This window comes from Microbacterium immunditiarum (assembly GCF_013409785.1).
In the GTDB taxonomy this organism is placed as follows: domain Bacteria; phylum Actinomycetota; class Actinomycetes; order Actinomycetales; family Microbacteriaceae; genus Microbacterium; species Microbacterium immunditiarum.
In genome coordinates this window covers 1,346,786-1,366,068 of record NZ_JACCBV010000001.1, presented here as the reverse complement: position 1 = coordinate 1,366,068, position 19,283 = coordinate 1,346,786, and the positions used below count along the sequence as shown (strand labels likewise).

General features: G+C 68.9%; 17 protein-coding genes and 1 tRNA gene. 5 read left to right on the top strand and 13 right to left on the bottom strand.

Translation table 11 applies throughout. The annotated features are described in order from the left end of the window. Window positions 1-89 precede the first annotated feature (89 nt). Window positions 90-707 (top strand): MerR family transcriptional regulator, encoded by a 618-nt coding sequence (locus tag BJ991_RS06125; protein ID WP_179488377.1) that lies wholly within the window; start codon window positions 90-92, stop codon window positions 705-707. On the opposite strand, the gene BJ991_RS06120 is transcribed toward BJ991_RS06125, so the two are convergent. Continuing rightward, window positions 704-3,154, bottom strand: a complete 2,451-nt coding sequence (locus BJ991_RS06120; RefSeq protein ID WP_179488375.1) for an ATP-dependent helicase — start codon at window positions 3,152-3,154, stop codon at window positions 704-706. The two genes, BJ991_RS06125 and BJ991_RS06120, sit on opposite strands and share 4 nt — an antisense overlap. A 71-nt stretch (window positions 3,155-3,225) precedes the next feature. Between BJ991_RS06120 and BJ991_RS06115 the strand changes: the two genes are divergently transcribed. Further along, the gene (locus BJ991_RS06115; protein WP_179488373.1) at window positions 3,226-3,639 is read left to right on the top strand and encodes a YccF domain-containing protein; all 414 of its coding nucleotides are present in this window, start codon (window positions 3,226-3,228) and stop codon (window positions 3,637-3,639) included. On the opposite strand, the gene BJ991_RS06110 is transcribed toward BJ991_RS06115, so the two are convergent. The 3 genes from BJ991_RS06110 to BJ991_RS06100 all read right to left on the bottom strand — a co-directional run bounded on the left by BJ991_RS06110 (window position 3,640) and on the right by BJ991_RS06100 (window position 8,708). Then, the gene (locus BJ991_RS06110; RefSeq protein ID WP_179488371.1) at window positions 3,640-4,143 is read right to left on the bottom strand and encodes a hypothetical protein; all 504 of its coding nucleotides are present in this window, start codon (window positions 4,141-4,143) and stop codon (window positions 3,640-3,642) included. Window positions 4,144-4,183: 40 nt separating this feature from the next. Continuing rightward, window positions 4,184-7,210: a hypothetical protein gene (locus BJ991_RS06105; protein ID WP_179488369.1), complete on the bottom strand. Its 3,027-nt coding sequence runs from the start codon at window positions 7,208-7,210 to the stop codon at window positions 4,184-4,186. 76 nt (window positions 7,211-7,286) lie between these two features. Continuing rightward, a complete protein-coding gene (locus BJ991_RS06100; RefSeq protein ID WP_179488367.1) occupies window positions 7,287-8,708 on the bottom strand; it encodes a protein kinase domain-containing protein in 1,422 nt (473 codons plus the stop codon). Window positions 8,709-9,014: 306 nt separating this feature from the next. On the opposite strand from BJ991_RS06100, the gene BJ991_RS06095 reads away from it, so the two are divergent. Then, the gene (locus BJ991_RS06095) at window positions 9,015-9,374 is read left to right on the top strand and encodes a PRC-barrel domain containing protein (protein ID WP_179488365.1); all 360 of its coding nucleotides are present in this window, start codon (window positions 9,015-9,017) and stop codon (window positions 9,372-9,374) included. A gap of 190 nt (window positions 9,375-9,564) precedes the next feature. On the opposite strand, the gene BJ991_RS06090 is transcribed toward BJ991_RS06095, so the two are convergent. The 4 genes from BJ991_RS06090 to BJ991_RS06075 all read right to left on the bottom strand — a co-directional run bounded on the left by BJ991_RS06090 (window position 9,565) and on the right by BJ991_RS06075 (window position 13,604). Continuing rightward, entirely contained in the window at window positions 9,565-10,881 is a 1,317-nt protein-coding gene (locus BJ991_RS06090) for an HNH endonuclease signature motif containing protein (protein ID WP_246301043.1), read from the bottom strand. 202 nt (window positions 10,882-11,083) lie between these two features. Further along, a complete protein-coding gene (locus tag BJ991_RS06085; protein ID WP_179488363.1) occupies window positions 11,084-11,665 on the bottom strand; it encodes a GNAT family N-acetyltransferase in 582 nt (193 codons plus the stop codon). Window positions 11,666-11,766: 101 nt separating this feature from the next. Then, window positions 11,767-12,564: an ABC transporter permease gene (locus BJ991_RS06080; protein WP_179488361.1), complete on the bottom strand. Its 798-nt coding sequence runs from the start codon at window positions 12,562-12,564 to the stop codon at window positions 11,767-11,769. Then, window positions 12,561-13,604, bottom strand: coding sequence for an ATP-binding cassette domain-containing protein (locus BJ991_RS06075; RefSeq protein ID WP_179488359.1), 1,044 nt, complete (start codon window positions 13,602-13,604; stop codon window positions 12,561-12,563). The genes BJ991_RS06080 and BJ991_RS06075 overlap by 4 nt, the downstream gene beginning before the upstream one ends. Before the next feature lie 61 nt (window positions 13,605-13,665). On the opposite strand from BJ991_RS06075, the gene BJ991_RS06070 reads away from it, so the two are divergent. Continuing rightward, window positions 13,666-14,658, top strand: coding sequence for a helix-turn-helix transcriptional regulator (locus BJ991_RS06070; protein ID WP_179488357.1), 993 nt, complete (start codon window positions 13,666-13,668; stop codon window positions 14,656-14,658). On the opposite strand, the gene BJ991_RS06065 is transcribed toward BJ991_RS06070, so the two are convergent. Genes BJ991_RS06065 through BJ991_RS06050 form a run of 4 tightly spaced genes read right to left on the bottom strand, consistent with a single transcriptional unit; the run spans window position 14,645 to window position 17,427 of the window. Beyond that, window positions 14,645-15,382 carry an anti-sigma factor gene (locus tag BJ991_RS06065; RefSeq protein WP_179488355.1) on the bottom strand — a complete coding sequence of 246 codons (738 nt, stop codon included), beginning with the start codon at window positions 15,380-15,382 and terminating at the stop codon, window positions 14,645-14,647. The genes BJ991_RS06070 and BJ991_RS06065 overlap by 14 nt on opposite strands. Beyond that, a complete protein-coding gene (locus BJ991_RS06060; RefSeq protein ID WP_246301041.1) occupies window positions 15,369-15,944 on the bottom strand; it encodes an RNA polymerase sigma factor in 576 nt (191 codons plus the stop codon). Before BJ991_RS06060 ends, BJ991_RS06065 begins: the two co-directional genes overlap by 14 nt. 11 nt (window positions 15,945-15,955) lie before the next feature. Then, window positions 15,956-16,585, bottom strand: a complete 630-nt coding sequence (locus BJ991_RS06055; RefSeq protein WP_179488353.1) for a class F sortase — start codon at window positions 16,583-16,585, stop codon at window positions 15,956-15,958. Between the two features lie 11 nt (window positions 16,586-16,596). Beyond that, entirely contained in the window at window positions 16,597-17,427 is an 831-nt protein-coding gene (locus BJ991_RS06050; protein WP_179488351.1) for a DUF4397 domain-containing protein, read from the bottom strand. A gap of 250 nt (window positions 17,428-17,677) precedes the next feature. Here BJ991_RS06050 and BJ991_RS06045 point away from each other — a divergent pair. Further along, window positions 17,678-17,751, top strand: a tRNA-Met gene (locus tag BJ991_RS06045). Window positions 17,752-17,908: 157 nt separating this feature from the next. Here BJ991_RS06045 and BJ991_RS06040 read toward each other — a convergent pair. Next, a complete protein-coding gene (locus tag BJ991_RS06040; protein ID WP_179488349.1) occupies window positions 17,909-19,099 on the bottom strand; it encodes a TIGR02391 family protein in 1,191 nt (396 codons plus the stop codon). Between the last annotated feature and the right edge of the window lie 184 nt (window positions 19,100-19,283).

The following is a 19,283-nucleotide window of genomic DNA, read 5'->3' as shown; positions in this document are numbered from 1 at the left end:
ATTGGATAGTTTGGCTATCCAGTATTAGATACCTAAACTATCTATATGTCCAGTCCATTCCCGCGGCCCCCCTATCACCGGACGCGTCCGTGAGGATCTCCGAGCTCTCGAAGCGCAGCGGCGTGCCCGTCGCGACGCTGAAGTTCTACATCCGTGAGGGCATGCTCCCGCGGGGCGAGGCTGTGTCCGCGACGAACGCGGAGTACGGGGAGGACCATCTCGCTCGCGTCCGGCTCATTGCGGCGCTTTCCGACGTGCGAGGACTGCCGCTGTCACGTGTGCGCGAGATCCTCGCGCTCATCGACGAGCCCGCCTCCGACCCGGTGGACACGCTCGGCCGCGCGGTCGGCGCACTCCCGCCCTACGTCGAGGAGGCCGACGATTACCCACGCGCGCGCGAGGCGATCGAGCGGGCCGGGCTGACGTACGAACCGCGGTTCGCCGCCGTGCCGCAGCTCGAGTCGGCGATTCGCGCGATCGAGGACGCGGGGCTGCGGTGGGATCCGGCGGTGCTGCGACGCTACGCCGACGCGATGCGCGAGGTCGCACGCGAAGAGGTCGCCCCCATCGGAGACATGACCGTGACGGATGCGGTCGTGTACGCGGTGCTCGGCACCGCGCTGTACGAGCCGGTGATGCTCGCGCTGCGGCGGCTCGCGCACCACCACCTGCTCGTGAGCGGCAAGGTGCCGCCGCCCGAAGCCTAGATCTTCTCGATCGGCGCGACCTTGATGAGCAGCTTCTTCGCGCCGGCGGTGTCGAACCGCACGTGGGCGACGCGCTTCGCGCCCTCGCCCGTCACGAGATCGACGCGGCCTTCGCCGAAGTCGTCGTGGCGGATGCGGTCGCCGGGAGCGAGCTCGAGGTCGCCGTTGTCGCGCACCTTCGCCGGGATGCGGTTCGCGAACTTCTCGATCGACCCGTTCGGCTGCCGCCGCGCGAGCGGCACGAGGTCGTCGCCGTAGCGCTTGCCCGGCGTCGAGCCGCCGAACCCGCCGCGGCGCGCGTTGAGCGCCCGCGACTGTGAGCCTCCGCGAGAGTTGACGTCGCCCGGCGACTGGCGCCAGTGCAGCAGCTCGTGCGGGATCTCCTGCAGGAAGCGGCTCGGCATCGCGACCGATACCTCGCCGAACTGCGCCCGGGTCATCGCGAGCGAGAGGTACAGACGCTTGCGCGCGCGGGTGATGCCCACGTAGAAGAGGCGCCGCTCCTCCTGCGGGCCGCCCGGCTCCCCCGCCGAGATGCGGTGCGGGATCAGATCCTCCTCGACGCCGGTGACGAACACCGCATCGTACTCGAGGCCCTTCGCGGTGTGCAGCGTCATGAGCGACACCGAGCCCGACGCGTCTTCGAGGTCGTCGGCGTCGGACACGAGCGCAACCTCGGTCAGGAAGTCGAGGATCGTGCCCTCGGGGTTGTTGCGCGCGAACTCGCGCGTGACCGCGACGAGCTCGTCGAGGTTCTCGACGCGGGCCTCATCCTGCGGATCGCGGCTCGCGCGCAGCGCGTCGATGTAGCCGCTCTTGTTCAGCAGCAGCTGGAGTCCTTCGGTTACCGACGTCGGCGGTGCGATCTCGCCGGAGGGCGGAAGCATGATGTCGGATGCCTCGGCGAGCACCGCGTCGAGATGGGCGATCGCCGCCTGGATCTTCGGCCCGACGCCGAGCGCCGACGAGTTCGCGAGCGCGTCGCGGAACGTGATCTGCTCCTCGCGGGCGTACCGCGAGATCGCCTCGATCGTCACGTCGCCGATGCCGCGCCGCGGCTTGTTCACGATGCGGCGCAGCGCCATCTCGTCGGCGGGATTCGCGACCGCGATGAGGTACGCCAGCGCGTCCTTGATCTCGGCGCGCTCGTAGAACTTCGTGCCGCCCATGATCTTGTACGGCACCGCCGAGCGGATGAAGATCTCTTCCAGCGCACGCGACTGCGAGTTCGTGCGGTAGAAGACGGCCATCTGCCCGTACGCGACGCCCTCGCGTCGGAGGGTCTCGATCTCGTCGGCGACGAACTGCGCCTCGTCGTGCTGCGAGTAGCCGGTGAAGCCGACGATCTTCTCACCCGCGCCGACGTCGGTCCACAGCTTCTTGTCCTTGCGGTCGAAGTTGTTGCTGATCACCGCGTTCGCCGCGCTCAGGATGTTCTGTGTCGAGCGGTAGTTCTGCTCGAGGAGCACGACCTTCGCGCCCGGGTAGTCGCGTTCGAACTCCGTGATGTTGCGGATGTCCGCTCCGCGGAACGCGTAGATCGACTGGTCGGAATCACCGACGACCGTGAGGGACGCGGGCCCGGGGGCATCCGCTGCCGGCGCGTCGAAGATCATCATGCCGCCGGATGCCTCGAAGGGCTGCGCGTCGGACCCGACGGGCTTCGTGAGCTCGTTGATGAGCGCGTACTGCGCGTGGTTCGTGTCTTGGTACTCGTCGACGAGGATGTGGCGGAATCGCCGGCGGTAGACGTCGGCGACGTGCGGGAACGCGCGGAACAGGTAGACGGTCTGGGCGATGAGGTCGTCGAAGTCGAACGCGTTCGCGCGCTGCAGCTCGCGCTGATAGGCGCCGAACACCTCGACGAACACGCGCTCGACGGGGTCGTTCATGTTCGCCTGGCGCGCGTATGACTCGGCGTCGGCGAGCTCGTTCTTGAGCTTGGAGATCTTGCCCTGCACGGCGGCGGGCGTCAGGCCGAAGGCATCCGCCTCATGCTCTTTGACGAGCCGCTTGATGAGCGCGCGTGAGTCGCCCGAGTCGTAGATCGTGAACGAGCTCGTGAAGCCGAATTGCTGGGCCTCGCGCCGCAGGATGCGGACGCACGCGGAGTGGAACGTCGAGATCCACATTCCGCGCGCGGAATCGCCGACGAGGTGCTCGACGCGCTCGCGCATCTCGCCCGCGGCCTTGTTCGTGAACGTGATCGCGAGGATCTGGCTCGGCCACGCCTCTTTGTTGCGAAGCAGGCTCGCGATGCGGTGCGTGAGCACGCGCGTCTTGCCCGATCCCGCGCCCGCGACGATGAGCAGCGCCGGACCGCGGTAGACGACCGCCTCACGCTGCTGCGGATTGAGGCCGGCGAGCAGGTCTTCGTCGGCGCGCGCCGCGCCAGGGCGAGGCCCTGAGCCCCCGCCGACGATGATGGGTGTGACGGCGTCGGTCATGGCCCCTCAAGTCTAGTTCGCGCCCACCGACACGGCCCCCGTGAGGTCGCGCTGACTGCGACAATCGACTCGTGCGCACCGTCCTGAACGTCATCTGGCTCGTCCTGTCCGGGTTCTGGCTGTTCCTCGCCTACATCGCGGCGGGCATCCTGCTCTGCGTCCTCATCGTGACGATCCCGTGGGGCATCGCGTCGTTCCGCATCGCGACGTACGCCCTATGGCCGTTCGGGCGGACGATCGTCGAGAAGCAGAACTCCGGCGTGTGGGCGTTCCTGGGGAACGTCATCTGGGTGATCCTCGCGGGCTGGTGGCTCGCGCTCGCCCACATCGTCTCGGGCATCGCGTTGTGCATCACGATCATCGGCATCCCGCTCGGTATCGCCGACTTCAAGATGGTGCCGATCTCGATCATGCCGCTCGGCAAGGACATCGTCTCGACGCGCCAGGGCGAATTCGACGATGCCCTCGCCAAGCGTGGGGTGTGATCAGTCGGTGAGGCGGCTGCAGCCCTCGTCGCCGTCGCCGACGCAGAGCACGAGCGACGCGGGGTCGACGAGCTCCTCGGGGACCTGGTAGCTCCACACGAAGGTGTACGACCGGTTCGGCACCAGCTCGATGTCGACGTTCTGGCGCGCCTCTCCCTCGGCCGAGAAGGAGTCGTCGGCGGTCGAGCGGACCACCGGCGCGACATCCGCGGCCGTAACGCCCTCTTCGGTCACCCACTGGGCGACGTTCGCGGTCACCCACTGGTTGCCCTCGTCGGCCTCGCCGATCGTCTCGTCGGGGACGGCGCCGCTCCACACCTCGAGCAGAACCCCGTCGGCGCCGACCCGCTCGCCGACGGCCGCAGGATCCGCCACCGTGGACTCGACGATGGCGAGATCCGATGCGGAGGTCGTCTCCGACGGTTTCGACCCGGATGCGCAGCCGGCCAGGAGCAGACCGGACACGGCGAGGACGGACAGGATGGCAGTGCTGCGCGAGCGCATGACGAACACCTCTTCGATTGGGGCTGGGGAAACCTCCAGGTTACTCCTCGCCCACCTGGCGGACGCCACGACGGGACATCCGCAGGCTCAGCACCACCCCCACGCCGAGCACGACCGCCCCGACCGCCGCAGCCCACCACGGCGTCGACTCGGGGATCTCGAGGAACGTCGTGATGCCGAGGATGCGCGCCATGCCCCACGGCAGCAGGCCCATCTCGTCGTTCCACACGGTCAGCGCTCTCTCGAGGCCCACGATCGCGACCGCGAAGGACGTGACCGCGAGCGCGGCGCCGACGCCGGCGACCACGAACCCGGTCGCGCGGCGCGCCCCGACCTGCATCGAGATCGCCCATCCGGCCGCGATGAACGCCCACACGAAGAGGGCGAACGCGAGCGCGATGTAGACGACGCGCGCGATGGGCTCGGTCCAGAACGCGAACCAGTACCCTCCGGGACCGGTGAACGACAGCGCGAAGAGCGTGAGGATGCACCGGATCACGACGACGCCCCCCACGGCCGCGATGGCCGGGTAGGGCGAACGGCTGCCGACGCACACGCGCACCACGAGAAGGAAGACAAGCCACGCCCCGAACACGATCGCGAGGTGCGTCCAGGAGAGGAGCGAGGTCTGCAGCGCTCGTGTTGCGACGAGCAGTCCCCCGGGGATGATCAGCAGAAGCCAGCGGTCGAGCTCGAGCATGCCGAGCGTCGATTCGCGCGCTCGCCACGGCCGCGTCGACGCGATCCAGGCTGCGCGGGCCGCTGCCGCCCCGGGGCGCCGGACGAGCCGCGTGCGGGCGGAGAGCATTCCGATGATGAGCCACGCGAGGGCGAGGACGAGCAGGATCCGCGCGCCCCACGCCACGAGCAGGTCGCGGTCGGCGCGGTCGATGCCGAGCTGCGCGGCGGTGAGATTCCACGCGGGGTGGTCGACATCGCCCTCATACGCCTCGACGTGCGCGTCGGCCCGGGCGACGTAGTCGTCGCGGGCGTTCTGCCAGCGGTGGTATGCCTCTGACGAGCCGGTGTCATGCCACTCGCCCTTCGCGAGGAACATCTCGCGGTACGCGCCGAGCATGCCGAGGGTGTCGATCTCATAGTCGATCGTGTCGAGGAAGGCGCCGCGAAGCTCGGGGTCGCGCCAGGTCGTGGCATCCGTCTGTTCTATGTCGTCGCGCATCTGCTCGGCCGCTCCGAGGGCGACCCGGCCGCCTTCGACCGCCTCGTCGATGCGGTCGGGTCCGATGATCGCGTAGATCACGTCGAGGGTGGCGGAGTCTCCGGTGAGGATGTCCCACTCGAACAGCCACATCTGCGGCGGGGGCTCGAGACCGAGCGCCGACACGCGCGATTCGGCGAAAGGTGCGAGGTAGAGGCCTTGCTCGATCGCGGTGCGCGAGCGCGCCATCGCCTGTGCGATCGCCTGGACGGTGGCGGAGTCATCCGAGAACCACTCGCGAGCCCAGTCGGCGGTCACCTGCGGGAGGTCCGCGTCGGGGTCGCGCGCGAGCGCCGCGGCCTGCCGGGCGTTGTGCTCGTACAGCTGCCAGAAGCCGGACTTCAGGTAGAGCGACATGGGGCCGGCGCGCCACGGGCCGCCGTCCTGCGTCCACGTCCAGATGCCCTCGATGTTCGGGTTCGCCGCGAGGACCTCGTTCAGTGCCCACTGGAACTCGGGTCCGAGGTCGTTCGGGAACGCGCCGAACGCCTCGAACTCGCGCCGGCTCTGGAACTCGACGATGCGCCGGTGATCGCCTGTCGCGAGGGTCTCGTTGAGCGGCAGCCAGCTGTAGAAGTCGCCGGCGGTGTACTTCGTCGACACGATCAGCGCATCGGAGTCGATGCCGCCCAGCACGGCCTCATACGACTCGGGGTCGATGTGCATGTCGCCGACGTCGCCGATCCCGACGCTCCACGTTCGGAAGATCACGTCGGTGCCGGATGACTCTGCCTGGGCCGTGAGCACGTCGAGCATCGCGCGGACGGCGTCAACGCTGCGCACCGTGAGCGCGGAGTAGTAGTCCCACCCCGGGGTGTCGTAGATGTCGCCGGCCTCGCCGATGCGGATGACGACGCCGTCGAGCGCGGGCTGGTCTTCGTAAAGCTCGTCGAGGGCGTCGGCGTACACCTGCCAGAGCTCGAGGTTCTCGGTGTCGGCCCCGCCGAACCGCTTGGTGAGGTAGTCGTCGAGGGCCGGCGTCAGCGCGAGCATGTCGGTGCGCAGGAAGACGTCGACACCGAGCTCGGCGGCGCGGTCCCAGAACGGGCCGAACGCCTCGCGCAGCGCGGCGGCGCGGGCGATGTGCGGGTCATCGTCGGGGTAGACGGGGCCGTCGGGGGCATCCGCGAAATCGACGTACTCGATGAAACCGGGCCATGCGACGGCGTTGTAGCCCTGGGCCACCGAAGTGCGCAGGAACGCGTCCCAGTCGTCGAATGCGTCGTCGAGTGCGTCTTCGTCGATGTAGGGGGCATCGGCGAGATACACGTCCCGGAAGGCCTCGGAGACGTGCGAGTAGTTGGTCCCGGGGCGCCATTCCTCGGGATCGGCGGTGACGCCCACGGCGCCGATGTCGACCATGCGGAACGGGAGCCGCGACGGCTCGTACGCGCCCTCGAGGTCTGTGAGCGCCCGCCCGGCGCGGATCTGCGCGGCGAGGTCGTACACGCCGCGCAGTCCGCCCGCCTCGGTCGGGGCGTCGATGCGGACGCCGGAGCCCTCGATCGTGAGCGTGTAGCCGTCGTTCTGCTCGTCTTGTGCGGTTCCGGCGGCGACAGCGAGGGTGAGCTGATCGGCGGCTGCGGAGGCGTCGGCCGTGGCATCCGTCAGTTCATCGATGGCCGCGTCGAATCGCGGGGTGGCCGGCGCGTCGATCGTCGTGAACGAGGGGGTGGGCACGGATGCCGCGACCGCCGCGATCCCGGGTTCGGCCGGGTGCATGCGGCCGGACTCCTGGACGCGGATGCCGAGCGCATCGCCCACAGCGACGCCGATGCCCGCTCCGAGGGCGACGAGGACGAGAACGGTGACGACGGCGGTGATCCCCCGTCGCACGGCCGTCGTCATTCGATTAGCCTACGGCGCCGCGTATGCCGCGATTGACACGCCGGAATGGCGCCGGCGCCCGATGAGTGGGTGTCGGTCAGCTGTTGTTCTGCTGCTTGTTCTGCTGCTTGCCCCGCTGCTTGCCCTGCTGCATGGCGGCCTTGTCTGCTTCGCGCGCAGCCTCTCGCGACGCCTTGTCTTCGGCGCGCTGCTCCGCGGCGGCCCGCTTGCCGGCTTCGCGATCTTGTGCAGCAGTCTGCTTCGCCGCTTCGCGTGCTGCGGCGGCCGCCTGCTTGTCGGCGTGCTCGGCGCGCTGCGTGTTGTCGTCGGGGGTCGGCTCGCGCCCGGCCTGCTTCTCGGGAGCGACGGCCGGGGCATCCGTCTCGTCGACGAGCACGAAGGGCTCGGAGTACGCGGGAGCGGGCCCGAGGTCTCCGGCGATGACCGGCGCACTCGGAGACGCAGCATCCGCGAGAATCGCCGCGCACACCATGAGGGCGGCGAGAGTCGCCGACGTGGCCAGTGCCGCTCGGCGCAGCCACGCGCCCTGGGGCGGGGTGACGAGAGGGCGGCGGCGCCTTGCCGGTGCGATGTGACGGCCGGCCGGCATCCGCGCGGTCTGGATCAGCGGTTCGGTCGGCGGTTCGGCTCGCGGTTGCGAGGACGTGGCCTGTGTGGGTTCCGTCGGGATCCCGGCGACGCGATCGACCACGTCGAGAGCCGTCGGGCGTGCCGCTGGGTCCATTGCCGTCATCGCCTCGAGGAGCGCGCGCCAGGGCGTCGGGATGCCATCGGGGATCGCGGGCGGCTCGAGGAGACGCGCGAGCACCGCTCCGATCCCGGACGTGTGGCCGAACGGGCGCTCACCGGTGAGTGCTTCGAGCAGGACGAGTCCGAGGGCGTAGATGTCGGATGCCGGGCTGCTCCCGTGGCCCCGCACCTGCTCCGGGGAGAGATACGCGGCGGTGCCGAGCACGACTCCCGGGGTCGTCACGGACTCGGCGCCGATGATCTGTGCGAGGCCGAAGTCGGCGAGCTTGACGTGGAAGTCGACTCCGGGATCGGATGCCGCGCCGAGCAGCACATTCGACGGCTTGACGTCACGGTGCAGGAGGCCCGCTTCGTGCACGGCGTGCAGGCCGGACGCGAGTTCCGAGGCGAGATGCGCGACTTCATCCGGGGTGAGCGGGCCATGCCGAAGGCGCTCCGCGAGAGTCGGGCCCGCGACGAATTCCATCACGAGGTACCGCTGCCGCTCCGGTTCGATGCGGGCGTCGAGGAGCGTCACAAGGGACGGGTGGTTCAGCATCGCGAGCGCGCTGACCTCGCTGCGGGCGCGGGAGGATGCGGCGAGCACGTCGGCATCCGACCTCATCATCTTGATCGCGACGGTCCGGCCCAGAAGAACGTCGTCGGCGCGGTAGACATGCGCCATGCCGCCTTCGCCGACGCGCTCGTGGAGCTGGTATCGGCCGTCCAGGAGGGCGAGGGTCGGTCTCTCATCGAGATGAGGGATCACCGCGGGTCCTCTCTACGGATCGGCGTACGTGGGATCGACGTACGTGTTGCGAGGTTGTGCGACGGTAGCCCGCGCAGCCTGGGCTGGCTCGGGGGTTGACAACCCGCGATCTGTGGAGTTTCGGGGCGGCTGCGAGGTGTGCGTCGCTGGAGACCCGAGGGCCGGGAATGGTAACTCTCGGCTCGCGTATGCGGAACCCCGGGCCAAGCCTCGTCATGCGGCATACGTTCTTTGGGCTGTGAAGGTGCGCTGTGGCCGCCCGCGACGGAACCGGTCACGCGCAGGAAGCCGAATGGAGAAGCGATCATGTCCACACCTTGGGACGCATGGAACTATCGGGAGTCCGTGGGACGCGCGGCGGGCTCGCGCAGCCTTGTCGGATACCACGTGCACGCCAGCGACGGCGACATCGGCAAGATCGACGAAGCCAGCGACGAGGCAGGCGCCAGTCGCCTGGTCGTCGACACCGGTCCGTGGATCTTCGGCCGGAAGGTGATCCTTCCGGCGGGAACGGTGCAGCGCGTGGATGACGACGAGGAGAAGGTCTACGTCGACCTCACGAAGGACCAGATCAAGGACTCGCCCGAATGGGAGGGAGTCCAGACGGAGGAGGAGGACGCGTACCGCGGTCGCCTCGACACCTACTACGGCGGGTTCTACCGCTGACACGGCAGGGGTGCCCGGCGCTCGGCGTCGGGCGCTCCTTGCTCGTTACCTCGAACCCTCGCCTCGAATCGTCGCCTTGGACCCTCGCCTTGAACCGTCGCCTTGGACGCTGAAAGCCGCCGGGGGCCGTAGGTCGGTGGGGTCTGCAGAGTCCTACGGGTACAACTCCTCCTCGCGCCCGGGGCTCGATTCAGAAGGGTGCGTTGGCGGCGTCGGCGGGTCGGAACACGGGCACCCGCCGTTCCGGCTGCACCACGTAGGTGCGACCCGCCGGTGACCTCCACTCGAGCGCTCCCCCGCTGTCGGGGACTTGTCTGACCCGCCAGCCACCGTGATGCTTCACGGTGTGATGCCCTTTGCACAGTGGGGCGAGGTTGTCGAGCGAGGTGTGCCCGCCGTACTCCCACGCGATGGTGTGGTCGATCTCGCACCGGGAAGCGGGGATGCCGCATCCGGGCGCCATGCACCGGTCCGCCCGCCACCTGATCAGCTTCCGCAGCATCGGCGGCGGACGATACTGCGACCGGCCCACGGAGAGGACCATGCCGGTCTCGGGGTGGGTGAGGATCCGCATCCATCCGTCCGCGCCGCCGCAGAGTTCGCGGGCGCGGTCGAGCGGGATGGGTCCGAGGCCCTCGACGACCGCGGGCGCGAGCCCCGCGGCGGCCCGGTCGGCGTCCGTGTCGCTTGGGGTGAGCAGGGTGAGGGCGGGCACGGTCACCGCAACAGTCGCACGAATCCCGCGCGCCTCGGTCGGGTGCACGGTCGCGTCACCCTCGATCAGCAGGTCGCTGAGCACGTCCGCGCGGAGCTGGTCGATCGTGCGGGCGCCGGTCGGCGGGGTCACGTCGTCAACGCGCGATGTGGTCTCGTCGTGACCCTTGATCGCTTTCGCCATCTTGGTGAGCCGCCCGTAGATCGCGTGCGCCTCCACCGCCGGGAGGTACGCGCTGAGCCACGCCATCCCGTCATCCCCGTGCTCCACCACCACACGCCGCTTCACCAGCGCCGCCTCATGCTGCTGCGCCAGAGTCACAGTCCGGTGCAGGTCGATGAGCTTGCGCAGCGCGCGCCGGAACGGCCCCACCGGGTACTCCTCCGCCAGCGCCACCGCCTCCCCGACCAGCGCGTCGCGCAGCTCGGGTTCGCACTCGTCCAGCCGGTCCACCAGGAACTCCGCGTGCGCGACCGTCATCCCCGCCCGACTCAGCGACTCCCACGCACCCGGGTAGCGGCGCACCAGCGCCTCCGCACGCCGGATCAGATCGCCCGCGGCGTGCTCGGTGATCCGCATCCCCGCCGCCAACTCCAACCGGAAGCCCCGCTCCACCACCTCGGTCAGCTCCCGCCCATGCCGGGCCGCGTCCTCGAGCGCCTCCCGGCGGGCACGATCCACCGTGACGAAGTACTCCGCGGCGAACATGGTCACCATGTCACCGGTCTCCCGCACACGGTCCATCGCCTCCACGATCGGAGGGAGTAACTCCTCCTCGGCTGCGATGAACATACGGCGACTCTAGAACATATCTACGACACTCGGATTCGCAGTCCGAGTGCTTGTGGAGAGCGCCGCCGGATGGCGCCTTGTTGAGGGCCGGTCTCGATACAAGGCAGCCCCACCCACTCGATCGGCGCGACGCCTTGGCGCCACATCGAGGCCCCGGGCTGCCGCCTGCGCAGACGCGGCCGCGCCCCCTGCCCCCGATGCGTCACACCCGCCGGTGCACCAGCGTCCGCGCCGACGGCAGCGCCGCGACTCGCTCGAACCCCTCCTCTTCGAACATCGACACCGTGCCGGTCGAGAATCCCGGAGGCAGCTTTCCTCCACGAAGCGCCGTGTCGATCGGGTAGCCCTCGAGCGCGGTGGCGCCATTCGCCACGGCGTGCTCGACGCCCGCATGAAGCAGAACCGCTCCGATCCCCTGCCGCCGACGCCGCGGTGGCACGAGGATGCAGTAGACCGACCACACATTCCGGTCGCTCAGCGGCTCGGGGCTGCTGGCGACGACGAGCTTCGACGCAAGAATGTGGAGCAGTCGCACACGCGGCTCGACACCGCACCACCCCACCGGCTCACCGTCGTCGAGGGCGATCAGGCCGCGCGGCGGGTCGAGCGTCTCGACCTGCTCGCGCAGCAGCTCGCGACGAGACTCTCGGGTCGTCTTGCGCTGCTCCGGATTGACGAGTACGTGGAACTGGCACCAGCAGTTCCGCGAGCTCGCCTCGCTCTGGAACACGGCCTCGACGGCAGCCCACCCCGCCTCCGCCGCCGGCACCACGCTGATCGCCACAACCGCGAACATACCGGCCCCCACCGACATCCGGCCGAACCGAAAGCAGGAGCACGCCCGCCGAACGAGGTTCGACGAGCAGCGCCCCCGCACGGCATCCGTCAATTGCTCTTGCGCATCGCCCGCACGCCGACCGCGAGCCCGACGACCGCGAGCGCGACAGCCGCGATCCAGCCCCACAGGATCTGGACCGCTCCGAGGTCACCCGCGAACAGCGCGCGCTCGGCCTGCACCACCCAGTTCACCGGGTTCACCGTCGCGACCGCCCGCATCCACGCCGGAGCCTCGTCGAGCGGCAGCAGCATGCCCGACAGGATCAGGAGCGGGAAGATCAGCGTCTGCTGCACGCCCCAGAACAGCCACTCCCGATCCTTCGTCTTGAGGGCGAGCGTGTACGAGAGCGCGCCCAGGCCGACCCCGAACACCGCGAGCAGCACGAGCCCAGCGACGAGCCCTGCCCAGTTGATCGTGAAGCCGAACGGCCATGCGATCAGCACGATGATCAGCGCCTGTACCACGATCGGCGCGATCTCTTTGAGGGCACGCCCGACGAGGAGCGACGATCGCGACAGCGGCGCGACGAGCGTGCGCTCGTGCGAGCCCGTCATCATCTCGTATTGCAGGTTCGATCCGGTCGCACCGGTGCCGAACAGCACGATCATCACGAGCACTCCCGGGACGAACCACTGGAGCGTCTCCCCCACGGGTGCACCGGACGTGCCGACGAGCAGCGGCCCGAAGAGTCCGAGGAAGACGAGCGGCTGCACAAGGCTGAAGATGAGCGTGAACGGGTCGCGCACGACGGGCTTGAGCTCGCGCGTGAGCACGTTCCACGTGTCGCGGGCGGGGTTGGCGCGCACGACGGTGTCGGGGTGCGTGGTCGTCTCGGTGGTGGTCATCGGTTCGCTCCCGTCGTGGTCTTCTCTTCGACGGATGCCGCGGCATCCGTCTCTTCGTCTTCGGCCGGCTCGCCCTCGCCCGCTTCGCGCAGCGTGCGCCCCGTGAGCGCGAGGAACACATCGTCGAGCGTCGGCGGCACGCCGGTCGCCGTGCGCACGGAAAGTCCGGCGGCATCAAGGGTCCGCACCGCCGCAGGCAACAGCGCATCGCCGTCGGGGGCAGTGAGAATCACGGATGCCCCCTCCCGCCGCACCTCGCGATCGGTGAGCCTCTGGATCACCGCGACGGCGGCTGCGGCATCCGTCTCGTCTGCGAAGCCGAACGTCAGGAGGTCACCCGCGAGATTCGCCTTGAGCTGCGCGGCCGTGTCGTCGGCGATGACGCGGCCCTTGTCCATGACCATGACTCGCTCGGCGTAGCGGTCGGCCTCTTCGAGGTAGTGCGTCGTGAGGAAGACGGTCGTGCCGTAGGTCGCGCGCAGGTCGAGGATGTGCTGCCACAGGTTCGCGCGGCTCTGCGGGTCGAGTCCGGTCGAGGGCTCGTCGAGGAACAGCAGCGGCGGCGCGTGCATGAGGCCCAGAGCGATGTCGAGGCGGCGCTTCTGTCCGCCGCTGAGCTGCTGCACCGAGCGCGTCGCGAAGGGCGCCAGGTCGAGCGACTCGATGAGCTCGTCGGCCCGGCGCACCGACGCGGTGCGCGACAGCCCGTAGAACGCACCCTGACTGAGCAGCTCGTCGCGCGTGCGCTGGGCGAAGCTGCCGCTCGTGAGCTGCCCGACGTAGCCGATGCGCGCCCGCACGTCGGCGGGGTCGCGCAGGATGTCGAAGCCGACGACACGGGCGGCGCCTGAGGTCGGTGGGATGAGGGTGGTGAGCATGCGCAGGCTGGTCGATTTGCCTGCGCCGTTGGGTCCGAGGAACGCGACAAGCGCGCCCCTCTCGACCTGGAAGGTCAGGTCGGTGACGGCTTCTACGGTCTTCTTCTTGACGGTGAAGCGCTTGGTGAGTCCATCCGCTTCGATGATCGGTTCGTTCGCCATTCCTCGAGGTTAGGAACCATTGCGGACAGATCCCGTCCGCGATATCGGGCAATCTTGAGTCATGTCCGATACGACCTCGCGAGCACTGTCGCTGCTCAACCTGCTGCAGACGCACCGGCACTGGCCCGGCGCGGAGCTCGCCGAACGGCTCGGCGTGACCGAGCGCACGGTACGGCGCGACGTCGAGCGGCTGCGCGAGCTCGGGTATCGCATCGAGTCGACGCCCGGCGCATCCGGTGGTTATCGCCTCGAGGCCGGAAGCGCAGTGCCTCCGCTGCTGCTCACCGACGAGGAGGCCGTCGCGATGGCGATCGGCCTGCGCGTCGCCGCGTCGCAGCGACTCGTCGACGGACCCGACACCACCTTGACGGCACTCGCGAAGCTCGAGCAGGTGCTGCCGGGACCGCTGCGCCGGCGGGTGAACGCGCTGGCCGAGACAGTGTGGCCTGCTGGCATCCGTTCCGGCGCTCCCGTCTCGACGGAGGTGCTCGGCGAGCTCGCCCTCGCGTGCCGCGACCACGAGCGTGTGCGGTTCACGTACACGGCGCTGTCGGGCGAGGTGACGCGCCGCCGGGTCGAGCCCCACGTGCTCGCGCCCGCCGACCGCCACTGGTACCTGCTCTGCTGGGACCTCGAGAGGAACGACTGGCGCACCTTCCGCGTCGACCGCCTCTCGCGCGTCGAGCACACGCGTGTGCTGTTCACGCCTCGGCCGCTGACCGCTGAGGAGATCGAGGAGTTCATCCTCGTCGCACGGTCGTGGGCTCCGCAGAACATCGAGGCGGATGCCGTGATGGAGCTGCCCTTCGACGAGATGCGCGCCTACTTCGGGCAGTGGGGCCAGGGGGCGACGGCAGAGGGCGAAGGGCACACGCGGTGGCCGATGGGCGGTGGCGACTTCCGCGATGCGATGTACGCGCTGTCGTGGATCCCGGCGGGGGTCGAGTACACGACGTCGCTGCCGTCGCCGGAACGCGAGGAGCTGCGGGAGGCGTTGGAGCGGATGCTGCGGGCGCTCGATGCGCCGCCGCCCCCTCCTCTCACGCGAAGTTGAGCTCCCCCCGCACGATCGAGTCGCCCGAGTGCGCCGGATCCCCGTCCTCGGGCTCGAGCGAGACGTCGACGAGCACGTACTCATGCAGATCCACGTCCCGCGGCACGGTGAACACCGCCTCGTCGCCCTCCATGACTCCGAGGCTCACGAGCGCCGAGGCATCCGCCGTGATCAGCCACACCTCGCGGAACCCGTCCTCCGCCTCGGCTGCGTCGAGCGTCACCCGCACTTCACGCGTGCCGTCGGCCTCCTCGACCACGACCGCCTCGCCGACGGCGGTGGGGTGCGCGGGGAAGGCGTCGAGGGTCGCTGCGGCGATCTGCGTGGGCGTGGCCTGCTGCACGAAGGCCCACGTCCCGACGGCGACCAGGATCACGGCGACGCTCGCCGCGAGCGCATACAGGATCCGGATGCCCCGTCGCGGCCGCTCCGGCGCAGGAGGTTCATCCGCGGAGGGCGCCGGTGGCGGCATCCGTGAACTCTCGTCTGCTTGAGCGCCCGAGCCGGTCAGTCCCAGTTCGTCCACGATCCCCCGCCACACCCGCTCGGGCGGGGCTTCGAGGTCGCCGAGGGTCGCGGTGGACCGGCCGACGGCGACGGTGTACTCCAGCTGCGCGAGGTCGAGCGCACACTGGTCGCAACCGGCCAGATGCGCGCGCTCGTCGTCGGTGGCGGGTTCGCCGATGGCCAGCAGCGTCATTCGTTCCGGGTCAAGGTGTGACATGGCCGGCCTCCAATCGGGTGCGCAGTCGGGCGAGACTTCGTCGGATGTGGCTCTTGACCGTGCCCAGCGGCATCTGCAGTCGAGCCGCGATCTGCTCGTGCGTCAGGTCGTCGTAGAACGCCAAGCGAACAACCTTTCGCGCGTCGTCTTCGAGCCGGTCGATCTCGTCGGCGAGCATGAGGCGGTCACCGAAGTCGATCTCCGCGCCGACCGCGTCGTCGGGATCGGTGAAGCGCTGCAGCTGCTCTTGGAGCGCCTTCACGCGGCGGCGTGCTTCGAGCGTGTCGGCGATGCGTCGCCGCGCGATCGAGACGAGCCACGTCGACAGGGCCGCCCGCTCGATGTCGTACGACGCGCGCGACGTCCACGCCGATACGAAGGTCTTCTGCGTCACGTCTTCGGCGTCGCCGCGGTCGCCGACGACCCGCAGCGCGAGCGTGAAGACGATCGGCGACCAGCGCCGGTAGATCTCCTCCAGCGCGCGCTCGTCGCCGGCGCGGAACCGGTCGCACAGTTCGCGCTCCTGTGCGTCGTCCACATTCTTGCCTCTCATGATCACCATCGCGTCGTCCTTCAGCGGACCGGTGTGGCGATGGCCACAACGTTATCCGCGTAGCGCCCCGTTGCGGAGTCGAATGCGCCTCCGCACGTGATGAGCACCAGTCGCGTCTCGCCAGCACGGGCGAACAACTCACCGACCGGCAGCTCGGCCTTCGGGTAGTAGGTGACGGACTGCACCGCATAAGAGCGGATGCCCCCGGCTGAGTCGGTGACGTCGATCACCGCTCCCGCGGCGAGGTCGCGGAGAGCACTGAACGGGCCGATCGGGTAGTCCGGTGCGTCGACGTGGGCCGAGATCACGACGTTCCCTTCTGCGCTCGAGGGGTCAGCGCCGAAGCGGTACCACCCGGCGATCGCGGGGTCGACCGGCAGCTCCATGAAGCCTCCGGTCTCGACTCCGACGGGGATCACCGGGACGTCTACACCGACGGATGCGGCGACCACCCGTACCGGCGGCACACCCTGCCGTGCCGGGGTCGGAGTGGCCGCCGCGACCGGCACGTCGACCGACGGTGTCGGGAGTGCGGTTGCTGTCGGCGCTGGGTCGGTCTGGGTCGGCGCTGTCTCGGTCACCGATCCGCACCCCGCGAGCGCGAGGACGATCGCAAGAGCGCCGAGCGCCCCTGCGATCGTCCTCGTCATGGCCGGAACCTTCAGCGCTGTGCCCGGGCGCGAGCGCGGCTGACGACCACGCCCGAGGCTGCGAGGCCGATGGCCACGACGAGACCGCCGAGGATCAGCATCGACTGCGCGGCCGCATCCTGCGCGGCGAGCTGCCCACCAGTGCCGGAGTTCACGCCGTCGGGAGCGGAGTGCAGTCCCGAGATGGTCTGCACGGCGAGGGCGAGGTTGCCGTCTTCGAGGCTGCCCCACGCGTAGGCGATGGTGAGGACGCCTTCCTGCACGTCGACGTCGGCGGGTCCGAGCACCGGATCGGTCGTGCCGGCCGCAGCGACGGATGCCGAGACCGTCCCCACGGGGAGGTTGAGCGTCGCCTCGTCGGGGTTCGCGAGGTCTTCGATGACCGGTGTGCCGCTCGCGAGCACGTCGACCGCGGGTGCCGCCGCGACGTGACGCACCGTGAGGCGGCCCTCGCCCGCGGCGATGGGTGCGGTGTCGTTCACGAACGGAGTGACGGTCGTCTCGCCCGCCTCATCGAGGTGCGCGACCGCGGTGTAGCTCGTGTCGGCCGACAGCGACACGGTGACCGGGCCCAGGACGGGCGAGCTCGCGTCTGTGGCATCCGTCGCCGTCAATGCGACCTCGTAGTCGCCTGCCGGAAGGTCGAGCGGACCGGCCAGATCGCCGGGCTGGAAGTCGTCGAGCGTGAGCTCGCCGTTCACCCACACGTCGACGGGGGTGTCGGGGATGCCATGCAGCACCGACAGCGACGCGTTGCCGGCAGTGGCGGCAGTGGCGGGGGTCACCAGTCCCAGGCCGATCACGGCCCCGGCGGCGATTCCCGCGAGGATCTTGTTTCGCACGGTTGGTCTCCTTCGTCGGGGCGGCGGGACGCTGCCCATCGATGAGTGATTCCGACCGTGAGTGGGGTTTGGATGCAGTCCGCGGAAAATTTATTCACGCGCAAGGATCTGCGGTTGGTCGGTCGCTGAGCGAGCGCAGCGAGACGAAGCGCAACCCGTGTTACGCGTCGGTGAAACCCTGTGACGCATAGGGAAAACTTCAGTTACACATAGGCGATAGCCGGATGCCCCGGGCTAACGTGAAGGACATCGCGGCGACCGGGCGGCTCCCGGACCTCCGGCTCATACCCAGGGGTGTCGCGGGTTCGACTCCCGCCGTCGCGTCGATCACTCGCGCGCCTCGCGGCCGAACCGGTTGGCACCAGCGTGTCAGATGACCATCCCCCTACGGGCGTGATCGCGGGCGGGCTTTGCGTGCGCCGCGGCGACCGTGCAGCCGCGGCACCGCGCTGCCGGCAGCACTCGATCGCTGAGCGACCCCTCAGCGTGCTGCGAACTCAGCAAGTCGCTTCTTGGCCCGCTCGGAGAGCTTGCCTGGGTCACGCCGTTGAACGAACTCCAGGAAAGGCCACATGCCCGCCTCCTGATGATTGCCGTAGGAGTCCTCCGTCGGCAGATCAATGAGCAGATCGAGGTCCGCCTCAGTGAGTTCGTCGACGACCAACTCGAGGCGCATGAAGACCATGTTGCTGTGGTCGTAGCTCTTGGTGAGGTCAGCTTCTTCCAGCCACCTGGTCTTCAGGAGCCGGCGAGCCGAGGCACTTTGCACGGAAGCAGGAAGAGAGATCCCCTGAAGCCACTTGCCATCCTCGAAGTCGGCGTAGAACGCCCGAACGGACCTGTAGGACTTCCGCTTGGCTCTGACAATTTCTTCGATCTCCGCGACTGCCTCCTCGCTGAGAAACCGCGTGATCAGATCGTACGCAAGGCTCGCGAGCGAGATGTAGTGGATCGCGAGGTTGGGCTCGACGAACGTGGCGAGACTGTGCGCCTTCTCGTTGCGAAGGAACTGCACGCCGAGGTGCAGGTATCCGATCCCGCGGAAGAAGTCAGCCTCGGCCATGCCAGCTGGCGCTGACTTGCCGAACAGCGCCCGATAGTGCTTGTTGCTCTGTGCATTCTCGTTGAACACGTCGGTCGACTTCTCACTGCCGGTCAACTCGCGGAGCTTCTCTCGGACGACCTTGTACGACTCTTCAACGGCGTGGAAGTAATCGTCTGTGGCGAGGTACCGCTCGATGTGGCTGTAGATGTCCTCGTGAATCTCGATCGAAATGAGGTTCTTGCTCACCGTGGCTTCCGTCGTGGTCGCGCCGGAGAGCGTTGGCCTCGGCGACGACGTGCCAGCCAAACTCGAGGCGATCTCGCGGATCCGCGCCTCATGTTCCTCCGGCACAGCGTCGTAGCCCTCAGCAATCCTCTTCGCTTGCACATAGTCAGCGAGGGCGGCCAGGCTTGCAGAGACTTCTAACTCGGTCCCGAGCTTCCAGAAGGCCCGAAGCCTATTGGCCTTCGACGTGCCATACTCCGCGTACCGTTCTTCGAAGATGTCGATCCCGAGTGCGTCGAAGAACTGCGCGAAGGAGCTGTTGGTGAAGTCGAGGACGTAGCCGCCGCCGAGTTGCAGCGCAGCTTCGAGGAAAGTTCTGTCGGCGACTGTAAGTTGACTCACTCATAGAGTGTCTCAGTCACTTGGCGGTTCAGCCGTCTGGCCGCGTGCTCAGTTCCGCGTGGCAAAGCCACCGCCCGACAAGCTGACGACGGGCAGCGGAACTAATGCTCGTCCGACGAACCGCCCTCGCGCAATGTGACTGTGGGCGTGAGGAACGAATCGGCGTCAACCCGTCACCAATTCG